This window comes from Ralstonia sp. RL (assembly GCF_001683835.1).
GTDB lineage: Bacteria > Pseudomonadota > Gammaproteobacteria > Burkholderiales > Burkholderiaceae > Ralstonia > Ralstonia mannitolilytica.
This window is the reverse complement of the sequence record NZ_LWRX01000207.1, coordinates 44346-69009: the sequence shown is the minus strand read 5'-3', so window position 1 is coordinate 69009 and position 24664 is coordinate 44346. Positions and strand designations below refer to the sequence as shown.

The window sequence follows — 24664 nt, the reverse complement described above, 5'->3', positions numbered from 1 at the left end:
GCCGCGCGCACGAGGCGAGAACCGGGCGTACTGGGCTTGGTTTGGGGAGCGGACCGACGGCAATCAAGCCAACGTTCAATGAGCCCGGTACGAGACAGGTTCAGCGCGCCTGACACGTCACCAGCACATTGTTCACATCGCCATTGACCGTGCCGCTGCCATTCGTCACCACGCAGTCGGCAGATGCGGGCTGCGTGCTGATCGTCACCAGATAGCTGCTGTTGTACGGGAGCAGCCCGCCAAACACGAAGGTGCCGTTGCTGGCGATCGTCAGCGAATCGCGGCCGTTGTTGAGCAGCACGACCGGCTGGCCGACTGGCAGCCCGCTCACCGTGCCGCCCACCGAGAAGTCACTGCCGATGGACCCGACGCCGACATAGCCGACGTTGCAGGCGGCCAGCAGCCCGCACAGCGCGGCAGCGGCAAGCAGCGGGCGAATGCGCGAGGGGAGCAAGCGTTCCATGTCGGCGGTCCTGGGCATCAGTCTTCGTCGACATCCAGGGCCAGCGCACGCGGTGCCGCCAGCGGACGCGGTGCAAAGCCGTGGTTCAGCGGGCCGGCGCCTTTCCCGAGCGCCAGATGGCGGCCGGCACCGATGGCATGCAACAGGTAATCGAGCGAGGCTTCGATGGCCACTTCCAGCGCATCGCCGCGCGCCAGGTGGGCGGCAATGGCGGCGGACAGCGTGCAGCCCGTGCCGTGCGTGTGCGGCGTGTCGATGTAGGTATGCGCGTAGACGCGCTCGGTGCCGTCGGCGGTGACGAGCACGTCTTGCAGCACGCCGTCTTCGCCTGCATTGGACGCGGCGCTCAGGTGCCCGCCCTTGAGCAGCACGGCGCGCGGCCCAAGCGCCAGCAGGTCGCGCGCGGCGGGCAGCATGTCGTCGGCAGTGCGCACCTCGCGGCCGAGCAGCGCGCTGGCTTCCGGCAGGTTTGGCGTGACGACCAACGCGCGCGGGAAGAGCCACTTCGCCATCGCCTGCACCGTGGCGTCGCTGCCGAGCTGCGCGCCGCTGGTGCTGACCATGACCGGATCGACGACGAGGTTGGCGATCGGGTGGCGGTCCAGCGCGGAGAGAATGGCTTCCACCACCTGCGGCGTGCCGAGCATGCCGGTCTTGGCCGCATCGACGCCAATGTCGCTTGCCACGGCGTCGATCTGCGCGGCGACGATGTCCGGGGTGAGCGATTCCACCGCCGTCACGCCCAGCGTGTTCTGCGCGGTGATGGCCGTGATGGCCGACATGCCGTAGCAGCCGAGCGCGGCAAACGTCTTCAGGTCAGCCTGGATGCCCGCACCGCCGCCGCTGTCCGAACCGGCGATGGTGAGCACGCGCGGCACGTGCGAGGCAGGGGCGGCAAACGCAGCGAGGGTCGGGTCGGTGATCGTCATGGCAGGCGCGAACGTTGGCGGTGTTCGCACTATAGCGCTATCACGCCCCGACCGATGGGTCAGTCCATCAGGTCCGTGTAGTCGGCGGCGGCGTACCGCTGGGCGCGCTCCCACGGCGGGGCGGCGGGCGCCGGTAACGGCGTCACGCGCGTGAGCTTGCGTTGCGTGCCCGTGGCATTGCGCGATTCCACGCGACGCGGGTACTGGCCGGCCACGTCCCAATCGACCGTGACGGTGCGCTCGCCCTGCGTGGCGCGGTAGGTCTGCACGCCGTTGCGCACGGGGCCTTCGGCACGCATGCCCTTGAGCGCGGCCGGGTCCAGCAGGTGATAGGCCGTGGCCCAGGAGCCGTCGAAGCCGATGTTTGAATACTCCGATGGTTCCACGGCGTAGTTCTTCTGCTGGGCTTCGCTCACCACGCGCACGGTCAGCGCGCCCTTGGCGTCGCGCTCGATCCAGCGCGCAGCGGTGTCGGTGTCGGCGTGCTTGTGGCCGGCGTGGGCGTTGGCGTGGTCATGCTCGGCGTGGGCGGATGCGGGCGGCAGCTCGCGGGCGATCCAGACGCGATTGCCCTGGCGATAGACGCGCTCGGCAAAGCGGACGTCGCGCTGGATGCCGTCGGTGCCGAGTGACGACATCTGATGTTCGACGCGCAGGGCGGTCAGCGTGGCCGGGCCGGCGGCGTGCGCCGTGCCAGCAAGCGCGGCAAGCGCGAGCGAAAGGAGGAGGCGGGCGGATCGGGTCATGCGATTCGGGGACGGGAAAACGGGAAAGAGAGCGGAAACGGAAACGAAAAAAGCGCATGCCGATTGCCTCGGCATGCGCGTCAATGGAAACGCCGGAATCAGAGGCCCATGGCCGTCTTGACCACGCCGAACACTTTCGTGTTGTCCAGCGTGCCCTTCAGCGGTGCGCTGCCCGGACCAGAGGAGAACAGCATCACATCCCCGCCGCCGTGCGTTTCCGAGCCGGGCGTGCCGAGCTGCACGCCCACTTCCTGCAGGTAGTCGTCCGCCGTGGTGTCGATGGCGGCGACGTTGTCGCGCGTGGCCTTGCGCGGCGTGCCGCCGTTGCCGAACACGAGCGTGGTGTAGGGCAGGCCGTCGGCGGCCAGTTGCGGCTGGCCGGTCTTGATGTCGTTCGAGACGCCCAGGATCGGGTTGCCCTTGCGCGGGTAGCCGTTGATCGTCATCGTGTGGTCGTGGTCGGCGGTCACGACGATCAGCGTGTTCTGCAGATCGGCAATCGACAGCGCGCGCTTGATCGCTTCGTCAAATGCGCCGGCGTCTTCCAGCGCGCGCTTGGCGTTGGTGCCGTGCAGCGCGTGGTCGATGCGGCCGCCTTCCACCATCAGGAAGTAGCCCTTGCCGTTCTTCTGCAGCACACGGATGGCCTTCTCGGTCATGTCGGCCAGGCTGGGCTCGTCGATGGCCTTCTTCACGCGGTCCAGCTCGTAGTTCATGTGGTCCATGTTGAACAGGCCGAGCAGCTTGTTGGTGCTGGCCGGGTCAACGGCGGCGAGCTGCGTGCCGGTGGACACGTAGCTGTAGCCCGCGGTCTGGAACTGCGCGATCAGGTCGGTCGTGTCGGTGCGCTTGCTGCCGGCGGTCGTCTGTGGCACGTAGTGGCGGCGGCCGCCGCCCAGCAGCACGTCCACGCCATCCTTGAGCGCGGTGTTGTACAGCGCGTTGCCCGGCGTGCCTTGCGCGGCGATCTGGTTCTCGCCGTCGCGGTGGCAGATGTGCGAGTACGTGGCCGCTGGCGTGGCGTGCGTCAGGCGGGTGGTGGTGACGGCGCCCACGGACTTGCCCGCCGCCTTGGCGAGCTCCAGCAGCGTCACGGCCGGCGTGCCGTTGCCTGCGGGGCAGGTCGAGTCGGCGCCGCTCACGTAGCCCTTGCCGGTGGCATCGCTGGCCTTCGTGTCCTGCGACATGGAGATGACTTCGTTGTTCATCTTCACGCCGGTCATGTAGGCCGACATCGACGGTGCGCTGTCGGTGGTCTGCGCATCGTTGGAGTACGTCTTGATGCGCGCCGTGCGCTTGAGCGTTTCCATCGTCAGGCGGCCGGCCTCGCCCACCTTGTAGATGCGCGTGGCAGTGACGGTGGTCGGGCCCATGCCGTCGCCCAGGAAGAAGATCACGTTCTTGGCTTCGCCGGCGGCGTGCGCCTGGGCGCAGGCACCGGCTGCCAGCGCCAGCAGCGCGGCGCGCACGATACGGTTCGATTGCGTGTTCATGATGTGCCCTCTCCTGCTTACAGACCCACGGCCTGCTTGATGAGGCCGAAGACCTCGGTGTTGTCCATCACGCCCGTGAAGCGCTCGGCGCCCAGGCCGCGTGCGCCGATGAAGACATCGGTGCCGCCGTGCGTCTCGCCGCCCGGCGCCACCGGGATCACGGCTTCCTGGTGGTAGCTCTTGTCGTACACGGCGGCATCCGTCAGTGCGCCGCGCGTGGCTGGGCGGTTCTCGCCCGTGCCGAAGCCGATGATCGTGAACGGGTTGCCCGACGTGTCGGTCGCGTTGTTGCCGCTCACGTAGCTCTTGAGCAGACCCAGCACGCCGGGGTTGCTGTCGCTGGTCGGGCCCGTGCGCTTGGCGTAGCCGTTGAGCACCAGCGTGTGGTCGTGGTCAGCCGTCACGACGATCAGCGTGTTCTTCAGGCCCGGGTCGATCGTGTTGAGCTTGTCGATCGCACCGCGGATGGCGGAATCGAACGCCACCGTGTCCTGCAACGCCTTGCGTGCGGTGGTCTCGTGCAGCGCGTGGTCGATGCGGCCGCCTTCCACCATCAGGAAGAAGCCCTTCTTCTTGGCGGCGAGCACGTCGATGGCCTTGTTGGTCATCTCGCCCAGGCTCGGTTCCTTGCTCGGGTCACGATCCAGGTCGTACGACATGTGGCTGCTGGTGAACAGGCCCACGACCTTGCCGTCGGTGGCTTGCAGCGTGTCGAATTCGGCCTTGTTGCTGGCATAGCGGTAGCCGCCAGCCTTGAGTTCGGCGATCAGGTCGCGGCCGTCGGTGCGGGCGCCCCCTGCGGTGGTCGGCTGGAAATGCTTGCGGCCTCCGCCGAAGATGACGTCCACGCCGTCGCCCAGCGCAGTGTTGAAGCCCTTGCCGGCCGGCGTGAGCTGCGCGGCGATGGTGTTCTCGCCGTCGCGGTGGCAGATGTGCGAATACGTGGCGGCCGGCGTGGCGTGCGTGATGCGCGTGGTGGTGACCACGCCCGTGCCGTAGCCTGCCGCCTTCATCAGTTCGAGCAGCGTCGTGACGGGCTTGCCGTTGCCGCTGGGGCAGGTGCTGTCGGCGCCCGAGATGTAATCCTTGCCGCCCGCGTCATAGGCCATCGTGTCCGGCGACATCGAGATGACCTCGTTGTTCATCTTCACGCCGGTCATGTAGGCCGACATCGACGGCGCGGAATCGGTCACCTGCGCGTTGTTCGAATACGTGCGCACGAAGCCGGTTTCCGGCAGCGTGTCCATGGTCAGTTCGCCGTCTTCGCCCACCTTGTAGATGCGGGCGGCGGTCATGGTGGTCAGGCCCATGCCGTCGCCGAGGAAGAACACGACGTTCTTGGTCGGGCCGGCCGGCGTGGTTGGCGTGCCGGTGTCCGGCGAGGCGCTGCCGGTGGTGGACGTGCCGTCGCTGCCGCATGCCGCGAGCGCGGCGACGGCCAGTGCGGCTGCCGCGGCGGCGGCGTACTTCGTGAATTTCTGGTTGTGCATCGTTGGCTCCCTGAACGATGCCGCGCACTGTGGTGCCGCCGTGTGGCAGCGGCATGATGCGGGGGCGCCGCTCCTTAATCGGATCGCAAGGTTGGCGTGTGACAGCGTATTGACAGTGCTGCATGCGCCGCGCTAAGCGCGATACGATGCGGCGTCTGCCATTTGCCCGCCCACGCCATGCTCACCCGCCAGTTCGTCAGCCACGTGACGCTGCGGCGCGACACCGTCGCGTCGTTCGACACCTATCCCTTTAGCCTGCCTGCCGTGCGGTCGCTCGAATCGCTGGAGCTGCATCCGAAGGTGACGTTTCTCGTGGGAGAGAACGGCTCCGGCAAATCGACGCTCATGGAAGCGATTGCCGTGGCAATGGGCCTGAACGCCGAGGGCGGCTCGCGCAACTTCAACTTCAGCACGCATGCCTCGCACTCCGAGCTGCACGCGCATCTGCGCATCGCCCGCGGCTTTCGCAAGCCGCGTACCGAGTTCTTCCTGCGCGCCGAGAGCTTCTTCAACGTGGCGACCCACATCCAGCGCATGGACGAAGAACCCGGCCTCGGCGGTCGCGTGATCGACGCGTACGGCGGCCGGTCGCTGCACGCGCAATCGCATGGCGAGTCATTCCTGGCGCTGCTGATGAACCGCTTCGGCCCGAACGGCCTGTACCTGCTCGACGAACCCGAGGCGGCGCTGTCGCCGCAGCGGCAACTGGCGGTGCTCACCCGCCTGCATGATCTGGTGCAGGCAGAAAGCCAGTTCGTGATCGCCACGCACTCCCCGATCCTAATGGCCTATCCCGACGCGTGGATCTATCAATGTGACGGTGACGGCATCCGGCGCATCGCCTATGAAGAGACCGTGCACTTCCAAGTCACGCGTGACTTTTTGGCGAATCCGCAACGGATGCTCGACATGCTGCTGGAGCCTTGAGCTGCCGTGGTGGCCGCTACCCAAATCCGCTACAATCCAGCCCATTCCGAGGAGCGTTGCAACGGGTGGGCACTGCCCCAACCGCCAGGCTCGGAAGTTCAAACGGCGCTCGCAGTATCGTGGCTACACGATGGCGAGAACGCATCCATCCGGGCAGGTTTGCTGCTCCCCCGTCTCCCCAGCGTGCGGTCACCCATCTTTTCCGGAGTGATCCAATGAACGCTGTCACCGATCTGAAACACGACTACCTCGTCGCCGACATCAAGCTGGCCGACTGGGGCCGCAAGGAAATCGCCATTGCCGAGACCGAAATGCCCGGCCTGATGGCGATTCGCGAGGAATTTGCCGCCAGCCAGCCGCTCAAGGGCGCGCGCATCGCCGGCTCGCTGCACATGACGATCCAGACCGCCGTGCTGATCGAGACGCTCAAGGCACTCGGCGCCGACGTGCGCTGGGCCTCGTGCAACATCTTCTCGACGCAGGACCACGCGGCCGCCGCGATTGCCGCCTCGGGCACGCCGGTGTTCGCGTTCAAGGGCGAGTCGCTCAAGGAATACTGGGACTTCACGCACCGCATCTTTGAATGGCATGACGGCGGCACGCCGAACATGATCCTGGACGACGGCGGCGACGCGACGCTGCTGCTGCACCTGGGTGCCAAGGCCGAGAAGGATGCCTCCGTGATCGCCAAGCCGACCAGCGAAGAAGAGACCTTCCTGTTTGCCGCCATCAAGGAAAAGCTGTCCAAGGACCCGACCTTCTACAGCCGCAACCTCGACGCCATCAAGGGTGTGACCGAAGAAACCACCACGGGCGTGCACCGCCTGTACCAGATGGCCCAGCGCGGCGAGCTGCGCTTCCCGGCCATCAACGTGAACGATTCGGTCACCAAGAGCAAGTTCGACAACCTGTACGGCTGCCGGGAATCGCTGGTCGACGGCATCAAGCGCGCGACCGACGTGATGATCGCCGGCAAGATCGCCGTCGTGGCCGGCTACGGCGACGTGGGCAAGGGTTCGGCGCAGGCACTGCGCGCGCTGTCGGCGCAAGTGTGGGTGACCGAGATCGACCCGATCTGCGCACTGCAGGCCGCCATGGAAGGCTACCGCGTGGTGACCATGGACTACGCCGCCGAACACGGCGACATCTTCGTGACCTGCACAGGCAACTACCACGTCATCACGCACGACCACATGGCCCGGATGAAGGACCAGGCCATCGTCTGCAACATCGGCCACTTCGACAACGAGATCGACATCGCCTCGATCGAGAAGTACCAGTGGGAAGAGATCAAGCCGCAGGTCGATCACGTGATCTTCCCGGACGGCAAGAAGATCATCATCCTCGCCAAGGGCCGCCTGGTGAACCTGGGTTGCGCCACGGGCCACCCGTCGTACGTGATGAGCAGCTCGTTCGCCAACCAGACCATCGCGCAGATCGAGCTGTGGACGGAAGCGCAGAAGGGCTCGAACAAGTATCCGGTGGGCGTGTACACGCTGCCCAAGCACCTGGACGAGAAGGTCGCGCGCCTGCAACTGAAGAAGCTGAATGCGCAACTGACCGAGCTGACGGACGAACAGGCCGCGTACATCGGCGTGAAGAAGGAAGGCCCGTACAAGGCTGACCACTATCGTTACTAAGCCGTACCCGCCGGCGGCATTCCGGCCGCCGGCTCTCCAACCGAGGACTGCTCCATGAGACTGCTCGCTGTCTGGATCATCAACGCGCTGGCGTTGCTCCTTGTCGCCTATCTGCTCACCGGCATCCACGTGAACGGCTTCGGCTCCGCGCTGATTGCGGCGCTGGTGCTGGGTCTGGTCAATACGCTCATCCGCCCGATCCTCGTGATCCTCACGCTGCCCGTGACGCTGCTCACGCTGGGGCTCTTCATCTTCGTGATCAATGCGCTGCTGTTCCTGTTCGTCGGCAACCTGCTGGCGGGCTTCCAGGTGGCCAGTTTTGGCGCGGCGCTGCTGGGCTCCATCCTGTACAGCGTGATCTCGTGGCTGCTGTCCAGCCTGCTGCTTCGCGAGGCTTAGAGCCGTTATGCAAGATCGTCAATTCAGTTTTGAGTTCTTCCCGCCCAAGACGGCGGAAGGCGCCGAGAAGCTGCGCAACACGCGCGCGCAGCTCTCGCCGCTCAAGCCGCGCTTCATCTCCGTGACGTTCGGCGCGGGCGGTACCACGCAGCAGGGCACGCTCGACGCGGTGGTGGAAATCCAGCGCGAAGGCATCGAGGCCGCGCCGCACCTGTCGTGCGTGGGCTCGTCGCGCGAGAACATCCGCAGCATCCTGAACACGTACCGCGAACACGGCATCCGCCGCATCGTCGCGCTGCGCGGCGACATGCCCTCGGGCATGGGCGAGATCGGTGAATTCCGCTTCGCCAACGAATTGGTCGAGTTCATCCGCCAGGAAACCGGCGACACGTTCCACATCGAGGTGGCGGCGTACCCGGAATACCACCCGCAGTCGCGCTCGCCCCGGCACGATCTGGACAACTTCGCCCGCAAGGTGAAGGCCGGTGCGAACTCCGCCATCACGCAGTACTTCTTCAACGCCGATGCGTACTTCCAGTTCGTGGAAGACGCCCGCAAGGTGGGCGTGGATGTGCCGATCGTGCCGGGCATCATGCCCATCACGAACTCGTCGCAACTGATGCGCTTTTCCGAGATGTGCGGCGCCGAGGTGCCGCGCTGGATCGCCAAGCGGCTGGAAAGCTTTGGCGACGACCGCGAATCCATCCGCGCGTTCGGCCTGGATGTCGTGACGGCGATGTGCGACCGGCTGCTGCAAGGCGGCGCGCCGGGCCTGCACTTCTACACGCTGAACACGGCGACGGCCACGCGGGCGATCTGGCAGCGCCTGGGGCTGTGAATGGCGGCCGCGCCGGATCCGCTGATCGCGTGGCTGCTGGATGAGCTCCAGCCGCTGGCCGCGCAGATCGGCGCGATCCGGGCGCGGCGCATGTTCAGTGGCGCCGCGCTGTATTACGACGACATCGTCTTTGCGCTGGTGATCCGCGGCACGTGCTACCTGCGCGTGGACGGCCTCACCCGCGAACGCTTTCTCGCAGAAAACTGCACGCCGTTCAGCTACGAGCGCGGCGGCCGCACCATCACCATGACAGGCTACCTGAGTGCGCCCGCCGAGGCGCTCGATGGCGGCCCGCCGCTGCGCGACTGGGCGCGGCTGGCGATCGAAGCTGCGTTGCGCGATGCAAACGCCAAGGCCGCCAAGCCGAAGCGCGCGCGCAACACGACAACGGCGGCCAGGAAGGTCGCCGCAAAGCGCACTCCCCGCAAGCGCTGAGCGCTCAATACAGCGTCGTCTTCAGCCGTTCGGGCAATTCACGGTCATAAGCGTCACCATCGAATGTGCCGCCGCTGATGTGCTGCAGGATCCGGCCGGCGGTGGGCAGCGCGGGCGCCGCCTCCTGCGCACGTTCCCACAGCTTCGAGCGCACCAGCGCCTTTGAGCAGTGGAAGTACACCGACCGCACCTTCACGAGAATCACGCTGCGCGGCAGCTTGTCGCGTACGGCAAATGATGCAAGCAGTGCCGGGTCGACCGAAATCGTGGCGGCGCCGTTCACGCGCAGGGTTTCGCCCACGCCGGGCACGATGAAGAGCACCGACACGCGCCCGTCTTCCACGATGTTGCGCAGGTTGTCGATGCGGTTGTTGCCGGGGCGGTCGGGAATCGCCAGCGTGCGGTCATCGACGATGCGCACGAAGCCTGGCGCGTCGCCCTTGGGCGAGGCGTCCGTGCCGCCAGCGCCCACCGACGACAGCACGATGAATGGGGAAGCTTCGACGAAGGCGCGGTAGTCCGCGTTCAGGTGGTCGATCTCCTTGAGCAGCGAACGCGGGTTCGGGGCGCCGTAGACGGCTTCGAGTTCGGCAACGGTGGTCAGCGTGTGCGGCATGCAGGTTCCTTCGATCGATTTTCGATTCAAAACACGCCGCGCTCGGTGACGATGCAGTCGAGCGCGATGTCGTGCGACTGCGGCGCGATGGATTCGAGCCGGTTCGCCTCGAATGCGATGCCGATGGTGCGCGGCCGGTGGCCGGCGGCGTGCAGCGCGGCCAGCGTGCGGTCATAGAAGCCGCCGCCGTAGCCGATGCGATAGCGCTGCGCATCGAAGCCCACGCAGGGTATCAGCAGTGCATCGGGTGTTTCGACCTCGCCCGAGCGGGGGATGGGGATGTTGTAGGCGCCCGGTGTCATTTCACATTCGGGCGTCCATCGCCGAAACTGCAAGGGCGAAAACTTGTCTGTCACCACGGGCAGCAGCGCATGGCGCGTGGCGTCGGCCCCCAGCCAATGGGCCAGCACGGTCAACGCATCGAACTCGCCTTGCGTTGGCCAGTAGGCCGCCAGCCGTTTGACGGGCAGCGCCGCCAGCAGGTCTGCCAGGTGCCGCGCAAGCTCAGCGTCATGCGCAACACGATCGGGCAGCGATGCACGCGCGTCGAGCAGCATGGCGCGCAGGGCGCGGCGAGACTCGATCGGGGTGGTCGGATTGGCCGGATCGTGCGGGTCGCTCAGGGGCGGCATGGGATAATCGACGGACCTAACAGTGATGGGATGGGGTAGGAGATGGCATTGAAGGCCAAGGCAGTATATCGCGCGGTAGCGCTGGCTTTTGCGGGTCTGATGGGCATGAGCGTGATCGGGCCCGCGCCCCTCGCGGTGGCCGCCAAGCGGCAGGCGCCGCAAGGCATTCCGGCCAATCCGGACGACGCGTTTGTCGAGCTGCGCAACGCCGCGCGCCGCAACGACGTCACCCGCAGCTGGGAGCTGGCCGACAGCCTGTCGGACTACCCGATCCCGTCGTACGTGCAGTATTTCCGCATCAAGCCACAGCTCTTCGATGCCAGCGGCTACGCCCGCATCGATGCGCCGGAAGACGAAGTTCGCGCGTTCCTGCAGCGCTACCAGGGTGAAGCGATTGCCGACCGTCTGCGCAACGACTGGCTGCTGGTGCTCGGCAAGAAGCGCGACTGGGCGACCTTCGATGCCGAGTATCCGAAGTTCGTGCTCAAGGACGACGCCCAGGTCGAGTGCTACGCGCTGCTCTCGCGTGCGATGAAGGGCCAGAACGTGGCCGCCGACGCGCGCAACACGCTGCTCGATCCGAAGGGCTACGGCGAAGGCTGTGTCGACCTGATCGGCTATCTCGCGCAATCGAACCAGTTCAGCCGTGCAGACGTGGCCTTTGCGGCGCGGCTGTCGCTGGAGCAGAACCTCGTCACGCAGGCCGCGCGCATTGCGGCCGTGCTGCCCGGTACCGATGCGGGCGACCGCGTGGACAACGACACGCTCGCCAACGTGACGCGCATGGCGCGCACCGATCCGTCGCAGGCAACGGCCTACCTGCTTTCGCAGAGCGGCGGCCTCTCGCGCGAGGAGCAAGGCGCCGGCTGGGGCGTGATCGGCCAGTACGCTGCCAAGAAGCAGACGCCCGATGCGCTCGATGCCTACCGCCGCCAGATGAAGCTCGGCGGCGATGCGTGGCTGTCGGACGAATCGCAGGAGTGGCGCGTGCGCACCGCCCTGCGTGCCGGCGACTGGAAGATGGTGCGCCAGGCAATAGAAACCATGCGCCCCACCTTGCGCAGCCGCGATCCGGCGTGGACGTACTGGTATGGCCGCGCGCTCAAGGCCGATGGCCGCGGCGACGAGGCAGCCAAGCAGTTCCAGTCGATTGCCGGCCAGTTCAACTTCTACGGGCAGCTGGCGCTGGAAGAGCTGGGCCAGCGCATCACCGTGCCGCCGCGTACGACCGTGACTGACGCCGAGGTCGACGTGATGGGCCGCAACCATCCGGGCTTCGGCCGCGCCAAGCGCCTGTACGACATGAACCTGCGCTTCGAGGGCAACCGCGAGTGGAACTGGGAACTGCGCAACATGAGCGACCGCGAGCTGCTCGCCGCGGCGGAATACGGCCGCAAGCTCGGCCTGCTCGATCGCACTGTCAACTCGGCCGACAAGACCAAGGCCGAGCATGACTTCTCGCTGCGCTTCCCGACCCCGTACCTGAACGTGGTCCAGCGCAATGCCGATGCCGTGGGCCTGGACGTTGCCTGGACGTACGGCCTCATCCGGCAGGAGTCGCGTTTCATCATGGATGCGCGCTCGTCGGTGGGCGCGTCTGGCCTGATGCAGGTGATGCCGGAAACCGCCAAGCACATTGCCAAGAAGATCGGCCTGCCCGGCTTCCGCGTTTCGCAGATGAGCGATATCGATACCAACGTGCTGCTCGGGACGGCGTACCTGTCGATGATCCTGAACAACCTGGAGAATTCGATGACGCTGGCCACCGCTGGCTACAACGCGGGCCCGGGCCGCCCCAAGCGCTGGCGCTCGACGCTCACGCGTCCGGTGGAAGGCGCGATCTTCGCCGAGACGATTCCGTTCAACGAGACGCGCACGTATGTGAAGAACGTGCTGTCGAATGCGACGTACTACAGCGCGCTGCTCACCGGTCGCTCGCAATCGCTGAAGGATCGGCTGGGCAAGGTGGCGCCGGAAGCCGTCACCCCGGACGACCTGCCCTGAGTCGCTTTCCCGCTCCGAAACAACGCCCGCTGTGATGCGGGCGTTGTTTCATTCGCATGCGCATTCGCGATCACAGTGGTGGCGCACGCTGCACGGCGCATCGCACGCCCTTGGGGTCGGGCGCGTTCGGGTTGTATTGTGGTGATGCCCCCCACCTTTTGGAGATGCGGCCATGCATACCTCCAATCTGCTCGTCTTTGGCGGCACCGGCTTCATCGGCACGCAATTGCTTTCCCGGCTCGTGACGCAGACGTTTGCCGCGCCCGGCCTGCCCGACGGCCGTGTGATCGTGCCCACGCGTGACGCCGAATCTGCCCGGGCACACAACCTCACGCTGCTGCCTCGCGTTGACGTGATGGACGCCGACATCTATGCCGACGACGTGCTCGACGCCCTCTTCCTGGCGCTGACCGAACGCGGCGGCGAGCACTGCGCCGTCATCAACCTGGTCGGTACGCTGCAGGATGCGCGCGAGATGCCGTATGGGCCGAATTTCCAGCGCGTGCATGTCGATCTGCCGCGCCGCATCGTGGCCGCATGCCGCCGGCATGGCGTGAAGCGGCTGCTGCATATGAGCGCGCTGGGCGCCGATCCTGCCGGCCCATCGATGTATCAGCGCAGCAAGGGCGACGGCGAGCGCGTGGTCATGGACAGCGGTCTGCACTGGACGGTGTTCCGTCCATCGGTGGTGTTCGGCCCGAACGATCACTTTCTCAACCTGTTCGCCCGCTTGCAGCGCATGGCGCCGTTCGTTCCGCTGGCCCGCGCCGACGCCCGCTTCCAGCCGGTATACGTGGACGATGTGGCCGCCGCCTTCGTCAATGCGCTCGACAATCCGGCCACCGTCCGGCACGCGTATCCGCTGGTCGGCCCGCGCGTGTACACGCTCGCCGAGCTGATGCGGTTTGCCGGGCGCGCCAGCGGCCATCCACGCTGGATCGTGCCGCTGCCCGAAGGCCTGGGCCGCATGCAGGCCGCGCTGTTCGAACATCTGCCCGGAGCGCCCATCTCGCGCGACAACCTCGACTCCATGCGCGTCGACAGCATCAGCGCCGAGCCGGTCGCGCCGGAACTCGGCATCCACCCGCTCGGCATGGAAGCGGTGATGCTGCCTGCGCTGGCCGGCTTCCGGCCGGATCGGGCGCTGCGCCCCGGCATGGGCTCGCATCGGTAGCGGAACGGGCTTTGCTTGTGAGCCACCTTAACAATGGTGGCGAATGGGTTTCATTTTGTGGCGCTGCAGCGCAGGGCTAGAATGGACCGTTCGCCTTGCGCCGCCGCCCCCAATCTCGCACAACAACACGGGCGCGGCGCACCTCAAGCTGGCGAACCCTTGCAACCCTCGCTGTGCACTCTCCAAGGACGGGAATCATGAAACTGGTCATCGGCAACAAGAACTATTCGTCGTGGTCGCTACGCCCCTGGCTGCTGGCCAAGCAGGCCGGCATTCCGTTCGAAGAGATCCGCGTGCGCCTGCTGAGCGAGACCTTTGCCGCCGACGTGGCACGTCATTCGCCTGCCGGCCGCGTGCCCGTGCTGGTGGACGGCGATATGAACGTGTGGGATTCGCTCGCCATCTGCGAGACGCTCGCCGAGCGCTTTCCGCGTGCCCAGCTGTGGCCGGCTGACCCGAAGGCCCGCGCGCACGCCCGCTCGATCTGCGCCGAGATGCACAGCGGCTTCACCAACCTGCGCAACAACATGCCGATGAACGTGACGGCCGTGCTGCCCGGCATGGGCTGGAACGTGGCCGTGCAGCGCGACATCGACCGCATTGCGGCCATGTGGACCGAGCTGCGTCAGAAGTACGCGGCCGAAGGCCCGTTCCTGTTCGGCCACTTCACGGTCGCGGATGCGTTCTATGCGCCGGTGGTCAGCCGCTTCGCGACGTACGGCGTGCGCCTGCCCGATGTGGCGAAGGCCTATGCCGATCACATCCTCAATCTGCCCGCCATGCAGGAATGGATCGACGGCGCCCGCGCCGAGCACGACTTCCTCCCCGACGACGAGCCCTACCGCACGGCGCCGGACGAGGACACGCTGGTCGCAGCCAATCAATGACGGAACGCGCAGCGCACGACGAAGCCGTTGTCGATCCGGCCACGCATGGGCTGGAGGTGTATGCCGTGGGCGGCGCCATTCGGGACGCGCTGCTCGGGCTGCCGGTGCAGGACCGGGATTACGTTGTGGTCGGCGCCACGCCGGAAGCCATGGAGGCACGTGGCTTTCGGGCGGTCGGCAAGGATTTCCCGGTCTTCCTGCATCCCGCGACGCATGCCGAATACGCGCTTGCCCGCACCGAGCGCAAGACGGCCGCCGGCTACAAGGGCTTCTCGGTCTACTACGCGCCGGACGTCACGCTCGAAGACGATCTCATCCGCCGCGACCTGACCATCAATGCGATGGCGCAGCGCGTGGCGGAAGACGGCGCGCTTGTCGGCCCGGTGGTCGATCCGTACGGGGGACAGGCCGACTTGGCGTCGCGCACGTTCCGGCATGTGTCGGATGCGTTCATGGAAGACCCGGTGCGCATCCTGCGCCTGGCGCGGTTTGCTGCGCGCTTTGCCGACTTTCATGTCGCGCCCGAAACCAATGCGCTGATGCAACGCATGGTGCAGGACGGCGAAGTCGATGCGCTGGTGCCCGAGCGCGTGTGGCAGGAGATTGCGCGCGGCCTGATGGAAGCCCATCCGCAGCGCATGTTCGCCGTGCTGCGCGACTGCGGGGCGCTGGTGCGCCTGCTGCCGGAACTCGACCGGCTGTGGGGCGTGCCGCAGCGCGCCGACTATCACCCCGAAGTCGACACCGGCGTGCACACCATGATGGTCATCGAAACGGCCGCCGCGATGGGCACATCACTGCCGGTGCGCTTTGCCGCGCTGGTGCACGACCTCGGCAAAGGCACCACGCCCGAGGACGTGCTGCCGCGCCACATCGGCCATGAAGCGCGCAGCGTGCCGATGATCGAAGCCGTTTGCCAGCGCCTGCGCGTGCCGACCGAATGCCGCGACCTGGCCGTCGTCGTCGCGCGCGAGCACGGCAACATCCACCGCAGCGACGGCTTCGATGCCGCCGCGCTGGTGCGCCTGCTCGAGCGTTGCGATGCGCTGCGCAAGCCGGACCGTTTCCGGCAGGCCCTGCAGGCGTGCGAAGCCGATGCACGCGGCCGGCTCGGGTTTGAAGACCGCGCCTATCCGCAAACCGAACGTCTGCTGCGCGCGTTGCAGGCCGCCGCATCCATCGACGCCGGTGCGGTTGCCAAGCGCCATGCCGACAACCCCTCTCGCATCAAGCAGGCCGTGCATCAGGCGCGCATCGAGGCCGTTGCGCAGGCCGGTATCTAAGTCCGACGGCTAGGCTGGCACGGCCAGCCGCTGCGACATCGCAAACAACTTCAGAAAGAACGCCCGGAACGCCTCAGGGTCGGGCCGTGCCGTGGTCTGCTGCGTGCCGATGAAGCACAGGTGGGCGATGCGGCCCCAGAAGGCGGCGTCGTCGGGCACGCCTCCGCGCAGGCCGCACAGTTGTGTGGCGAAGGCCAGCCGCTGCGAATCGACGCGTTCGAGATATTCCGCCACCAGCGGCTCGCGCATGGCCCACGCGCGGATGGCAACTTCGCGCCCCGGATGCATCGATGCGGCCACGTCGAGGTAGCGCATGAGCAGTGTCTCGGCGGTGTCGTCGGGTTTGACGAGCGAAAGGATGCTGCCGGTATAAGCGCGTTCCCATTCGGCCAGGAGGCTGCGCACGTAGTCGTTGCGGCTGCTGAAGTGGTGATAGAACGCGCCGCGCGTCACGTTCAGACGGCGCGCCAGGCGCTCGGCCGAGACTCCGTCCGCGCCATACATGTCGAGCAGTTCGAAACCGGCTTCGATCCAGCGCGTGCGGGTGGTTCTGGGCATGGCGGTGTCCTCGTGCAGAAACTGACAGGCTGTGTATGGTGCGCGGCCGGCCGGTATTGTAAGTCGCGTCACCATTCACCTTCTGGCCATGCGACATTTCATCGTAGTCGGTGCGGGCATTGCGGGACTGAACGCCGCGCGGCATCTGCAGCGCGCGGGTTGCGCCGTCACAGTATTCGAGGCGGCGCGCGCGCCCGGCGGCCGCATCCTCAGCGTGCCGTTTCACGGACACACCATCGAATGTGGCGCGCAATTCGTGTCGTCGCGATATCGCCACGTGCTGCCGCTGCTGCACGAGGCGGGGTTGTCCTCACGGCTGCACAAGACTTCGGCCGTGGCGGCGCTGCAGCGAGGGCAGGACTTCCGTGCCGTGCATTCCAAACGCCCATGGACGCTTGCCACCACCGGCCAACTCACCTGGGGCGAAACATGGCAGATGCTGCGAGGCGGCTTTGCCCCAGCGCGGGAGGCGCGCGGCATTGACCCCAATCACTACGCCAGCCTGGCCGCATTCGACGACGCCGACGCACAGGACTGGGCCACACGCGTGTTTGGCGGCGGTGCCACGCGGTACGTCTTCGAACCCATGGTGCACGGTCTGTACTTTCACCGGCTGAAAGGGACCTCGCGAGCGTTGCTGGCCGCGCTCGGCGCATTTCGCGGCGCAGACACGCTGATCGTCGAAGGCGGCTGGCAGGCGCTGCCGCGCGCGATGGCCGCGTCGCTCGATGTGCGTTACGGCGCCAACGTCGAACAGGTTGCCGAAACCCCCGATGGCGTGCGGCTGTGCGTCAACGGGGAGTGGATCAACGCCGACGGCGCGGTGCTCGCCACGCCTGCACATGCAACGCGGGCCTGGTTGCCCCGTCCGTCGCTGGGCGAGGCCGCAGTCCTCGACGCGACCTACGCGCCGAGCATCCACGTGGCGCTGGGCCTCTCCCCTTCATGGTCGGCACCGAAGGTATTCGCGCAGGCGTACGGCGCGCTGTTTTCGCCCGTGGAGGGCGGCCCTTTGGCGGCGCTGACGTTTCAACACGGTGCAGGGCGAGGCGATGGCCCCATCGTTTGTGCGATGTTTGGCGAGCAGGCCGCGACGCGCGCCATGCCGCAGAACGATGCCATGCTGATCCGCTTCGCCACCGAGGCAATGGCAGCGCATTTGCCGGGTCTGGAGCGCGCAGTGGTGTCGGCACACGTGCAGCGTTGGGCAGCGGCCGAGCCGCGATCGCCCGTCGGCCGTGCGCGTGCCATTGCGGCGTACCGCGCCACGCTCGGGCGTGATCGCCGGATCGTGCTGGCGGGGGATTATCTTGGCAGCCCGTGGACGGACGGCGCCGCCGAGTCCGGGCAGTGGGCCGCCAGCCACCTGTTGGCGGCGCGCATCCCGCAGGCAGAGCGCGCCGCGTTGGCCCGGGCGGTGGCGTAATGCTGCGTGCTGCGCTTACTCGAACGGCGTGTCGTTCGGGTTCGCGTACAGCGCCTTCAACTGATCGTTCATCGGGAAGTTGAAGTTCAGGTTCTTGGGCGGCACCGGCTTTTCGAACCACTTCGCGTAGAGCGTCTTGATCTCGCCGCTCTTCATCACGCCGGTCATGGTGTCGTCCACCAGCTTCTTGAACTGGGGATCGTCCTTGCGCAGCATGAAGCCGTAGGCTTCGAACGACTGCGGCGTGCCGGTCACGACCCAGTCGTCGGGCTTCTGCGCCAGCGTGCGTGCGCCGGCCAGCAGCACGTCATCCATCATGAACGCCGCCACGCGGCCGCTCTGCAGCGTGAGGAACGATTCACCGTAATCCTTCCCGCTGATCACGTTCATGTTCATCTTCTTCTCGTCGTTCATCTTGCGCAGGATGCGTTCCGACGTGGTGCCCGCGTTGGTAATGACCGACTTGCCCGCCAGGTCGGGGAAATCCTTCACGCCGGATTTCACGTTGGTCAGCAGGCGCGTGCCGGCGATGAAAAAGGTCGTCGAAAAAGCAGTCTGCTGCTCGCGCGACTTCAGGTGCGTGGTCACGCCGCACTCCAGATCGACCGAGCCGTTCTGCACCAGAGACGTCCGGTTCTGGGAGGTCACGGGAATCTGCTTGACCTCCAGGTTGGGCTTGCCCGTCTTCTTCCTGACGGCGTCGATCACGCGGGAGCAGAGATCGGCCGAGAAACCGACGATCTCGTTCTTGCTGTCGCGGTAAGAAAACGGAATCGACGATTCGCGCACGCCGATCAGGATCGTGTTGCTGTCCTGGATCTTCTTGAGCGTGCCGTCGAGTGCCTCGGCGTGGGCCGCGGTGGCGAACATGCCGGCCAGCGCCAGCGGGATGCAACGAGCGGTAAGACGCATGGTGTCCTCCAATGGTTGTGGGGTGCGGCGTGATCCGTGCCACGCCGTCTTGGGGAAGTTCTTCGAGGTGAAAGGTCGACAGGCGAAACGAAAGCGGCGCTACCGCCCGAACCATCCGCGCAGCTCGGCGGCGCTTGCCAGCGGCCGATGCAGCGCGTCGATGTGCCGGCGCAGGTTGGTGATGAGCGCGGCGTTGTCAGGTGCGATGCTGCCGTCGGGCAGCGCCATGTTGTTCTCGAAGCCGAGGCGCGCGTGGCCGCCAAGCAGCGCCGCCGTGAGCGCGCATTCCGCCTCGCGCGGCCCGAATGCGCACATCGCCCACGGTACGTTGGCGGTGATGTCCCCGCCGTCAGCCCACGCCTGCAGGAACGGCAGCAGGTCCGCCGGGTCGGAGCGCTGGCCTGCGCTGTAGCGGCCCAGCACGAACAGCACCCAGTGCGGCGTGTCGGGCAGCACGCCGCGCACGCGCAGATCACGGTAGCGCACCACGTCGTCAGCGGAATAGAGGATGTACTGGATGGCCGTGCGCGCCGCCGCGAGTTCGCCGAAGAAGCGCGCCGCCTCGCCTTCTTGCCCCGCATCGGGGACAAGCTCGCGCAGTGCCGCGGAAATCGCCTCGGGCTGCAGCGCGCGCACCGATGCCATCTGCTGCGCAGGCGTGTAGATGCCGACCGCCTCGGTGGTGATCTGGATCACGAGCGCGTCGCCCACGGCCTGCCGCACGGCGGCGATGGCGGGACGGTAATCGTCGGGCTCCAGGCTGTGCGTGCCGTCCGGGTGGCGCACATGCAGATGCAGCATCGCGGCGCCGGCATCCACGCACCGCTGCGCACACGCGGCGAGCTCGCCGGGCGTGATCGGCAGCGCAGGATGGTCGGCGTGCGTCTTGCGGGCGCCGTTGGGCGCGACGGCGATGGCGATGGGCTGGGTCACCACGCGGCCTCCAATGCGCTGGCGGTGGCTGCGTCCACGGCATCGCCGAGGCGCTCGACGATGGCGTCGATGTCCTGTGCGGTCGCGATGAACGGCGGCGCGAGCAGGATGTGGTCGCCGCGCTGACCGTCGATCGTGCCGCCCATCGGATAGACCATCAGGCCGCGCTGCATGGCTTCGGCCTTCACGCGTGCGTGCGTCTTGCGGGCAGGCGGCAGCGGCGCCTTGGTCGCGCGATCCGCCACCAGCTCCACGCCGACGAACAGCCCGCGGCCGCGCACGTCGCCCACGTGCGGGTGATCGGCAAAACGCGTCCGCAGCGCCGCGCGCAGTTGTTCGCCGCGCGCCTGCACGTTGGCGAGCAGGTGTTCTTCAGCGATCACCTTCTGCACTTCGAGGGCGGCCGCGCACGCCGTCGCATGGCCGATGTAGGTGTGGCCATGCTGGAAGAAGCCGCTGCCGTTCGTGATGGCGTCGTAAATGCGCCGGCTGACCAGCGTCGCGCCGATCGCCTGATAGCCGCCGCCCAGCCCCTTGGCGATGGCAACGAGATCCGGCACCACACCGTCTTCTTCGCACGCAAACAGGTAGCCCGTGCGGCCCATGCCGGACATCACCTCGTCGAGCAACAGCAGCACGCCGTGGCGGTCGCACACCGCACGGATCCTGCGGAAGTAGTCGGCCACCGGCGGCACCGCGCCGGCCGTGGCGCCCACCACCGTTTCGGCGACGAAGGCGGCCACATTCTCAGCGCCCAGCTCCCTGATCTTGGCCTCGAGTTCATCGGCCAGGCGCTGGACGTACTGCGCGTCGGTCTCGCCATCGCGGCGCTCGCGGTAGGCAAAGCACGGCGACACATGATGCGCCGGCACCAGCAGCGGCAGGAACGGCTCACGCCGCCACGCGTTGCCGCCAATCGCCAGCGCGCCGAGCGTGTTGCCGTGATAGCTCTGCCTGCGCGCGATGAAGTACTGGCGCTGCGGCTGGCCGATCTCGACGAAGTATTGGCGTGCCAGCTTCAGCGCGGCCTCGATCGCTTCCGAGCCGCCGGAGACGAAGTACACGTGGTCCAGGTCGCCCGGTGCAGCGGCGGTGAGGCGCGCGGCCAGCTCCTCGGCGACATCCGTCGTAAAGAACGACGTGTGCGCATACGCCAATGCGCGCACCTGCTTGCAGATGGCCTCGACCACGCGCGGATGGCCATGGCCGAGGCACGAAACGGCAGCGCCGCCGCAGGCGTCGAGGTAGCGCTTGCCCTCGGCGTCGATGAGGGTCATGCCCTCGCCGCCGATTGCAGTGGGCAGCGTCTTGCGCGGGTCGCGGTGGAAGACGGAGGTGGTGGACGGTGTCATGGTCGGTCGGGCAGTCAACGTTGGGCGGGCGGCACGGCGACAGCCGCTTCACTGCGGCGGGCGTTGCGCACGTAGGCGTGCTGTTGCTTGAGCTGGGCGTCGCTGTCGGCCAGGCGCGCGAGCGCCGTGGGGCCGGCGCGGCGGAACCAGGTCATCAGCAGGGCATCGAGCAGCGCCAGGGGCGCCGCCAGTGAGTGGAAAAACGAGGGGATGGCCACCGGCGCAACGAGTTGCTGCCAGGCGAGTTCCGCACCGGGCGCGATGGCGCTGTCGGTCACGTAGACGAGCCGCGCCCCGCGCGCATGCGCGTACTGCATGGCCTCGACGACTTCGCGCGTGTACGGGTCGAACGTGACGGCGATCACGATGTCGCCCTCGCCGCAGAAGCGCAGCGGATCGGCCAGCGTGTTGCCGCTGCCGGCGCAAAGCGTGACCTTGTCGTCAAACAGTTGCGCCGCGTAGCCGAACGCGTGCGTGAGCGCGAGGCAGCTGCGCGCGCCCAGCAGGTACACGCGGCGCGCCGCGCATAGCGCGGCCGCGACGGTTTCCAGCGACACCATGTTGGCCGCCGAAAACGCCGATTGCACATGTGCGCCGATCGCCATTCCGATGCGCTCGGCGTCGGACGCGCCCGTTGCATCGCTGCCCTGCAGTGTGCTGGCGCGACCGGCAAAGCCGTCCGCCTGCTGGCGCAGGTGGTTCACGCAGATCTCGCGCAGCGCGGCAAAGTCCTCGAAGCCCAATGCGCGCGCCAGGCGCGAGAACGTGGCCGGCGCCAGGTCGCAGCGGCGGGCTAAATCGCGCATCGAAAGCAGCGCGATATCGTGCTGGTGCGTTTCCAGCAGCATGGCGGCACGCTGCAGCTGCGGAGACAGACTGCCCGCGCGGTCGCGCAGCGTCTGCATGAGTTCTTCGAACGTCATGGAGTGACTGTGTTGATTCAATTGTTTCGTAAACTACGTTAATGAAACAATTGCGTCAACACCGAGGTCTCCCGTGGGCTGCGCAAAGCAGGACGGCCGCGAAGTGCGGCCGTCTCGGACAAACAAAAACGGAGGCCGAGGCCTCCGTTCGTGCGGTGACGCGTGGGCTCAGGCGGCCGGCGCGTCGAGCTGTTCCATGCGGAACTGGAAGAAGCCCGCGGCAACGAGGCCCAGCAGGCTCACCGCCATGCAGCTGCACGCCAGGATCATCACCGCGCCGAGCGACGACACCCCGCTCATCAGCGGCGTGTGCATCAGGGCCGACAGATTGCCGCCTACCCACATCGTCGCGATCAGCGCCATCAGGCAAGTGAGCGCCGCAGCATTGCGCAACCACGTCAACCGCGTCTTGCGGCTGATGCCGTCGAAAGCGTGGAAATGGAAGTGGTGACCGGTGCCAACGAATGCCATGGAGTGCCTCCTTGTGCTTGTCGCTGATAGCGTTGAGTCACTATACCGAGACCTGTGACAATTTGGCGCAGTTTGGGCCGCTAGGTATACCCTAAGCTGCGCTGCGTCAAGAGGGCTCGGGTATATTTTTTGTTGCTGCGACACTGCGCCGCAGATCGTTGATCGGCGCGGCGAACGGGGAGACGGCGCGGTGTCGAAAGCCCGCGCGGAAAAGAAAAAAGACCTCGCGAGGAGGTCTTTTTTGTTGCTCTGCAAAATCGATGGACCTTGCAGAACGAAGAATTTTGGTGGCCTGGGGCGGAATCGAACCACCGACACGCGGATTTTCAAAACGTGCAGCCAGCGTGGATGCTACATCGGATAAGGCTTCGGAAGCAAGGAAGAAACGCAAGACCGCCTGATACCCGACTCGGCTCGGTACATTACCGGCACACCCCGATTCATATGCGGCACAGGCGGCGTAGGTGAGGTTGGCTGGGGCGGAGTCGTCAACCCCTGCCTTCGGAGTTTTGGGGATGACCCCGAACCCTTTATAAATCAAGGCCTTGTGCAACTCGCGAGCTGCAAAATCAAGACAAAACAAGGTTGCGCGGGCTGACCCAAGCGCGCGAAAGGTGAAATATAGCTACAGTCCCGCCGACTTCTCCTCATTGACGGTGGTTCGCCGACGGTGCCGATTCTCGGCGGCTCGGCAAAGTCTCGTGCCCTACAATGTGAGCAGATAAAGACATTTTTTCATGATCTGGCACATCCTGTCTCCCCGCTCGCACACAGTGCAATTGCCTCACCATTTCAACAAGGACACCATGTATGCGCTGGTGGCCAGCGTGATGGATGAGGAGCAGAACTGTCGGTATTCCCGAATTGTCTTCGACTTCGGGCGATTGCAGTTTATCGAACCGGATGGCATCAGCGTGCTCAGCAACTTGATCGAGTACCTGAGGCACTCTGGGGCAAAGGTGACGTTTGCGAACTTCAACGCGGACACGCCCGCACTGAAGTTCCTCGACGATTCGGGCTTCTTTCTGCTTTACCTAAAAAGGCAGTTGGATCCCGCATCCAAGGTCCGGCCCACGACCCTTCCTCTCAAACTCGTGGAGTACAAGCGCAGCTACGAATACATGGAGTACCGGCTCATTCCGTGGCTGGGCCACGCGTTGGGCGTGACCGACGCGGCTCTTTCCACTGTCAAGGTGTGCTTTCTCGAAATCTTCAACAACATCGAAGACCACTCCACTGTTTCGATTGGCTGCGCCTTCGCTCAACACTATCCCAAGCGCCACCAGGTCAAAATTTGCATCTCGGATTTTGGCATCGGTATCCCTGCGAATGTGCGCAAAGCGCTGCCCGATCTCACTGACCAAGCAGCGATCGAGCAAGCCTGTCGGGAAGGTTTCACCACGAATACAACACCGAGGAACCGCGGCGCTGGCCTAGCGGTCCTAATTAACAACGTTGTTCGAACAAACGGCGGATCCGTCATCATCCACTCCGGGCAAGGCATATACTCTTGTACGAAGGCTGGGACAGTGGTGAACAGGACGCCCCGAACGGCGCCGGGCTTCTATCCCGGCACTCTGGTACACATCTCGTTGAACACACAGTCTTTCGTTGCCGACGAAGTAGATGAAGAGGACTTCGAATGGTGATCCGCGCTCTTGACTACGTGAAGCAGTGCTACAGCAATGCTGACGGACAGGTCATCTTCCGACTGATTGTCGATCCGATCCAGCAAGGGGAGTCGGTGACGGTCTCGTTCGATGGTGTTGACGCCGTGCCTTCTTCTTTCGTGAACTCGGCCTTCATCGCCTTGCTGGAGAAGGTGTCCTTTGATCGGATCAAGGCGACACTGCGATTTGAGGGTTCGAACCGCCAAATTAATGACATGATCCGCTCGCGATTCGCGTTTGAAGTGCGACGGATGAAAGAGGCACAGCACGCTCACTAGCTAGTCAGTGTTGTAGGCAGCGAAGCCCAGCGAAACGGCCGCCGATGTGCGGCCGTTTCGCTTTTTGTTGCTAAGCGCTGTTCAGTAGATACCGGAATCTTTTAGCCGGAGCGGCGCATGTACAGAAACGAATTATTGCAGGCGCGGCGATCGAATTTCGAGCCCGAGGTACAGCTCATCGAGTG

General features: G+C 66.0%; 26 protein-coding genes and 1 riboswitch. Of the genes, 12 read left to right on the top strand and 14 right to left on the bottom strand.

All coding sequences use genetic code 11. The features are described from left to right. Positions 1-100: 100 nt before the first annotated feature. The 5 genes from A6M56_RS19600 to A6M56_RS19580 form a co-directional block, all read right to left on the bottom strand. Positions 101-463: a DUF4369 domain-containing protein gene (locus tag A6M56_RS19600; RefSeq protein ID WP_102080473.1), complete on the bottom strand. Its 363-nt coding sequence runs from the start codon at positions 461-463 to the stop codon at positions 101-103. Between the two features lie 17 nt (positions 464-480). After that, positions 481-1392: a bifunctional hydroxymethylpyrimidine kinase/phosphomethylpyrimidine kinase gene (gene thiD / locus A6M56_RS19595; protein ID WP_102080474.1), complete on the bottom strand. Its 912-nt coding sequence runs from the start codon at positions 1390-1392 to the stop codon at positions 481-483. A 59-nt stretch (positions 1393-1451) separates the two neighbouring features. Next, positions 1452-2138: a hypothetical protein gene (locus A6M56_RS19590; RefSeq protein ID WP_045785390.1), complete on the bottom strand. Its 687-nt coding sequence runs from the start codon at positions 2136-2138 to the stop codon at positions 1452-1454. Between the two features lie 98 nt (positions 2139-2236). Continuing rightward, positions 2237-3631, bottom strand: a complete 1395-nt coding sequence (locus A6M56_RS19585) for an alkaline phosphatase (protein WP_045785391.1) — start codon at positions 3629-3631, stop codon at positions 2237-2239. Between the two features lie 17 nt (positions 3632-3648). Then, positions 3649-5121 carry an alkaline phosphatase gene (locus A6M56_RS19580; protein WP_045785392.1) on the bottom strand — a complete coding sequence of 491 codons (1473 nt, stop codon included), beginning with the start codon at positions 5119-5121 and terminating at the stop codon, positions 3649-3651. 177 nt (positions 5122-5298) lie between these two features. On the opposite strand from A6M56_RS19580, the gene A6M56_RS19575 reads away from it, so the two are divergent. The 5 genes from A6M56_RS19575 to A6M56_RS19555 all read left to right on the top strand — a co-directional run bounded on the left by A6M56_RS19575 (position 5299) and on the right by A6M56_RS19555 (position 9360). Further along, the gene (locus A6M56_RS19575; RefSeq protein WP_045785393.1) at positions 5299-6048 is read left to right on the top strand and encodes an AAA family ATPase; all 750 of its coding nucleotides are present in this window, start codon (positions 5299-5301) and stop codon (positions 6046-6048) included. A 42-nt stretch (positions 6049-6090) separates the two neighbouring features. Next, a riboswitch (S-adenosyl-L-homocysteine riboswitch) is annotated at positions 6091-6166 on the top strand. A 97-nt stretch (positions 6167-6263) separates the two neighbouring features. Beyond that, entirely contained in the window at positions 6264-7688 is a 1425-nt protein-coding gene (gene ahcY / locus A6M56_RS19570) for an adenosylhomocysteinase (RefSeq protein ID WP_102080475.1), read from the top strand. Positions 7689-7742: 54 nt separating this feature from the next. Beyond that, positions 7743-8087: a phage holin family protein gene (locus A6M56_RS19565; RefSeq protein ID WP_045785395.1), complete on the top strand. Its 345-nt coding sequence runs from the start codon at positions 7743-7745 to the stop codon at positions 8085-8087. Positions 8088-8094: 7 nt separating this feature from the next. Continuing rightward, complete coding sequence (gene metF, locus A6M56_RS19560; protein ID WP_045785396.1) at positions 8095-8925, top strand: methylenetetrahydrofolate reductase [NAD(P)H]; 831 nt, start codon at positions 8095-8097, stop codon at positions 8923-8925. Further along, positions 8926-9360: a TfoX/Sxy family protein gene (locus A6M56_RS19555; protein ID WP_045785397.1), complete on the top strand. Its 435-nt coding sequence runs from the start codon at positions 8926-8928 to the stop codon at positions 9358-9360. Between the two features lie 4 nt (positions 9361-9364). Here the strand turns inward: A6M56_RS19555 and A6M56_RS19550 are convergent, their stop codons facing one another. Further along, on the bottom strand, positions 9365-9976 hold the full coding sequence (locus A6M56_RS19550) for a pyridoxamine 5'-phosphate oxidase family protein (protein ID WP_045785398.1): 612 nt from the start codon (positions 9974-9976) through the stop codon (positions 9365-9367). A 26-nt stretch (positions 9977-10002) separates the two neighbouring features. After that, entirely contained in the window at positions 10003-10608 is a 606-nt protein-coding gene (locus A6M56_RS19545) for a 5-formyltetrahydrofolate cyclo-ligase (protein ID WP_045785399.1), read from the bottom strand. A 42-nt stretch (positions 10609-10650) separates the two neighbouring features. Here A6M56_RS19545 and A6M56_RS19540 point away from each other — a divergent pair, with 42 nt between their 5' ends. From A6M56_RS19540 to A6M56_RS19525, 4 genes are all read left to right on the top strand, one after another. Next, positions 10651-12612, top strand: a complete 1962-nt coding sequence (locus A6M56_RS19540; RefSeq protein ID WP_045785400.1) for a lytic transglycosylase domain-containing protein — start codon at positions 10651-10653, stop codon at positions 12610-12612. 172 nt (positions 12613-12784) lie between these two features. Then, on the top strand, positions 12785-13786 hold the full coding sequence (locus A6M56_RS19535; RefSeq protein ID WP_045785401.1) for a complex I NDUFA9 subunit family protein: 1002 nt from the start codon (positions 12785-12787) through the stop codon (positions 13784-13786). A gap of 197 nt (positions 13787-13983) precedes the next feature. After that, a complete protein-coding gene (locus A6M56_RS19530) occupies positions 13984-14673 on the top strand; it encodes a glutathione S-transferase family protein (protein WP_045785402.1) in 690 nt (229 codons plus the stop codon). Then, positions 14670-15956 carry a multifunctional CCA addition/repair protein gene (locus A6M56_RS19525; RefSeq protein WP_102080476.1) on the top strand — a complete coding sequence of 429 codons (1287 nt, stop codon included), beginning with the start codon at positions 14670-14672 and terminating at the stop codon, positions 15954-15956. The genes A6M56_RS19530 and A6M56_RS19525 overlap by 4 nt, the downstream gene beginning before the upstream one ends. Before the next feature lie 9 nt (positions 15957-15965). Here A6M56_RS19525 and A6M56_RS19520 read toward each other — a convergent pair whose 3' ends face one another. After that, on the bottom strand, positions 15966-16514 hold the full coding sequence (locus A6M56_RS19520; protein ID WP_045785404.1) for a TetR/AcrR family transcriptional regulator: 549 nt from the start codon (positions 16512-16514) through the stop codon (positions 15966-15968). Between the two features lie 88 nt (positions 16515-16602). Here A6M56_RS19520 and A6M56_RS19515 point away from each other — a divergent pair, with 88 nt between their 5' ends. Then, complete coding sequence (locus A6M56_RS19515; RefSeq protein ID WP_102080477.1) at positions 16603-17940, top strand: protoporphyrinogen/coproporphyrinogen oxidase; 1338 nt, start codon at positions 16603-16605, stop codon at positions 17938-17940. A gap of 15 nt (positions 17941-17955) precedes the next feature. Here the strand turns inward: A6M56_RS19515 and A6M56_RS19510 are convergent, their stop codons facing one another. The 6 genes from A6M56_RS19510 to A6M56_RS19485 all read right to left on the bottom strand — a co-directional run bounded on the left by A6M56_RS19510 (position 17956) and on the right by A6M56_RS19485 (position 23084). Next, positions 17956-18852 carry a glutamate/aspartate ABC transporter substrate-binding protein gene (locus A6M56_RS19510; RefSeq protein WP_045785406.1) on the bottom strand — a complete coding sequence of 299 codons (897 nt, stop codon included), beginning with the start codon at positions 18850-18852 and terminating at the stop codon, positions 17956-17958. A 99-nt stretch (positions 18853-18951) separates the two neighbouring features. Then, a complete protein-coding gene (locus A6M56_RS19505) occupies positions 18952-19785 on the bottom strand; it encodes a beta-keto acid cleavage family enzyme (RefSeq protein ID WP_045787716.1) in 834 nt (277 codons plus the stop codon). After that, entirely contained in the window at positions 19782-21137 is a 1356-nt protein-coding gene (locus A6M56_RS19500; RefSeq protein ID WP_102080478.1) for an aspartate aminotransferase family protein, read from the bottom strand. The genes A6M56_RS19505 and A6M56_RS19500 overlap by 4 nt, the downstream gene beginning before the upstream one ends. A 14-nt stretch (positions 21138-21151) precedes the next feature. Beyond that, complete coding sequence (locus tag A6M56_RS19495) at positions 21152-22060, bottom strand: MurR/RpiR family transcriptional regulator (RefSeq protein WP_102080479.1); 909 nt, start codon at positions 22058-22060, stop codon at positions 21152-21154. A gap of 168 nt (positions 22061-22228) precedes the next feature. Next, positions 22229-22531, bottom strand: a complete 303-nt coding sequence (locus A6M56_RS19490; RefSeq protein WP_045785409.1) for a hypothetical protein — start codon at positions 22529-22531, stop codon at positions 22229-22231. A 106-nt stretch (positions 22532-22637) separates the two neighbouring features. Further along, positions 22638-23084: a hypothetical protein gene (locus A6M56_RS19485; RefSeq protein WP_145997210.1), complete on the bottom strand. Its 447-nt coding sequence runs from the start codon at positions 23082-23084 to the stop codon at positions 22638-22640. A 184-nt stretch (positions 23085-23268) separates the two neighbouring features. Between A6M56_RS19485 and A6M56_RS19480 the strand changes: the two genes are divergently transcribed. Together A6M56_RS19480 and A6M56_RS19475 are read left to right on the top strand one after the other, a co-directional pair. Beyond that, positions 23269-24180, top strand: a complete 912-nt coding sequence (locus A6M56_RS19480; protein ID WP_102080480.1) for an STAS domain-containing protein — start codon at positions 23269-23271, stop codon at positions 24178-24180. Next, complete coding sequence (locus tag A6M56_RS19475) at positions 24174-24479, top strand: STAS-like domain-containing protein (protein ID WP_102080481.1); 306 nt, start codon at positions 24174-24176, stop codon at positions 24477-24479. Before A6M56_RS19480 ends, A6M56_RS19475 begins: the two co-directional genes overlap by 7 nt. The last annotated feature ends 185 nt before the right edge of the window (positions 24480-24664 follow it).

Bases quoted from the DNA above. Each gene is read 5' to 3' on its own strand.
- A6M56_RS19480 (WP_102080480.1), top strand. From the start codon at position 23,269: ATGATCTGGCACATCCTGTCTCCCCGCTCGCACACAGTGCAATTGCCT.
- A6M56_RS19565 (WP_045785395.1), top strand. From the start codon at position 7,743: ATGAGACTGCTCGCTGTCTGGATCATCAACGCGCTGGCGTTGCTCCTT.
- A6M56_RS19520 (WP_045785404.1), bottom strand. From the start codon at position 16,514: ATGCCCAGAACCACCCGCACGCGCTGGATCGAAGCCGGTTTCGAACTG.
- A6M56_RS19590 (WP_045785390.1), bottom strand. From the start codon at position 2,138: ATGACCCGATCCGCCCGCCTCCTCCTTTCGCTCGCGCTTGCCGCGCTT.
- A6M56_RS19500 (WP_102080478.1), bottom strand. From the start codon at position 21,137: ATGACACCGTCCACCACCTCCGTCTTCCACCGCGACCCGCGCAAGACG.
- A6M56_RS19545 (WP_045785399.1), bottom strand. From the start codon at position 10,608: ATGCCGCCCCTGAGCGACCCGCACGATCCGGCCAATCCGACCACCCCG.
- ahcY (WP_102080475.1), top strand. From the start codon at position 6,264: ATGAACGCTGTCACCGATCTGAAACACGACTACCTCGTCGCCGACATC.
- A6M56_RS19600 (WP_102080473.1), bottom strand. From the start codon at position 463: ATGGAACGCTTGCTCCCCTCGCGCATTCGCCCGCTGCTTGCCGCTGCC.
- A6M56_RS19510 (WP_045785406.1), bottom strand. From the start codon at position 18,852: ATGCGTCTTACCGCTCGTTGCATCCCGCTGGCGCTGGCCGGCATGTTC.
- A6M56_RS19530 (WP_045785402.1), top strand. From the start codon at position 13,984: ATGAAACTGGTCATCGGCAACAAGAACTATTCGTCGTGGTCGCTACGC.
- A6M56_RS19575 (WP_045785393.1), top strand. From the start codon at position 5,299: ATGCTCACCCGCCAGTTCGTCAGCCACGTGACGCTGCGGCGCGACACC.
- A6M56_RS19495 (WP_102080479.1), bottom strand. From the start codon at position 22,060: ATGACGTTCGAAGAACTCATGCAGACGCTGCGCGACCGCGCGGGCAGT.
- metF (WP_045785396.1), top strand. From the start codon at position 8,095: ATGCAAGATCGTCAATTCAGTTTTGAGTTCTTCCCGCCCAAGACGGCG.
- A6M56_RS19580 (WP_045785392.1), bottom strand. From the start codon at position 5,121: ATGCACAACCAGAAATTCACGAAGTACGCCGCCGCCGCGGCAGCCGCA.
- A6M56_RS19550 (WP_045785398.1), bottom strand. From the start codon at position 9,976: ATGCCGCACACGCTGACCACCGTTGCCGAACTCGAAGCCGTCTACGGC.
- A6M56_RS19525 (WP_102080476.1), top strand. From the start codon at position 14,670: ATGACGGAACGCGCAGCGCACGACGAAGCCGTTGTCGATCCGGCCACG.
- A6M56_RS19515 (WP_102080477.1), top strand. From the start codon at position 16,603: ATGCGACATTTCATCGTAGTCGGTGCGGGCATTGCGGGACTGAACGCC.
- A6M56_RS19585 (WP_045785391.1), bottom strand. From the start codon at position 3,631: ATGAACACGCAATCGAACCGTATCGTGCGCGCCGCGCTGCTGGCGCTG.
- A6M56_RS19490 (WP_045785409.1), bottom strand. From the start codon at position 22,531: ATGGCATTCGTTGGCACCGGTCACCACTTCCATTTCCACGCTTTCGAC.
- A6M56_RS19540 (WP_045785400.1), top strand. From the start codon at position 10,651: ATGGCATTGAAGGCCAAGGCAGTATATCGCGCGGTAGCGCTGGCTTTT.
- thiD (WP_102080474.1), bottom strand. From the start codon at position 1,392: ATGACGATCACCGACCCGACCCTCGCTGCGTTTGCCGCCCCTGCCTCG.
- A6M56_RS19555 (WP_045785397.1), top strand. From the start codon at position 8,926: ATGGCGGCCGCGCCGGATCCGCTGATCGCGTGGCTGCTGGATGAGCTC.
- A6M56_RS19535 (WP_045785401.1), top strand. From the start codon at position 12,785: ATGCATACCTCCAATCTGCTCGTCTTTGGCGGCACCGGCTTCATCGGC.
- A6M56_RS19475 (WP_102080481.1), top strand. From the start codon at position 24,174: ATGGTGATCCGCGCTCTTGACTACGTGAAGCAGTGCTACAGCAATGCT.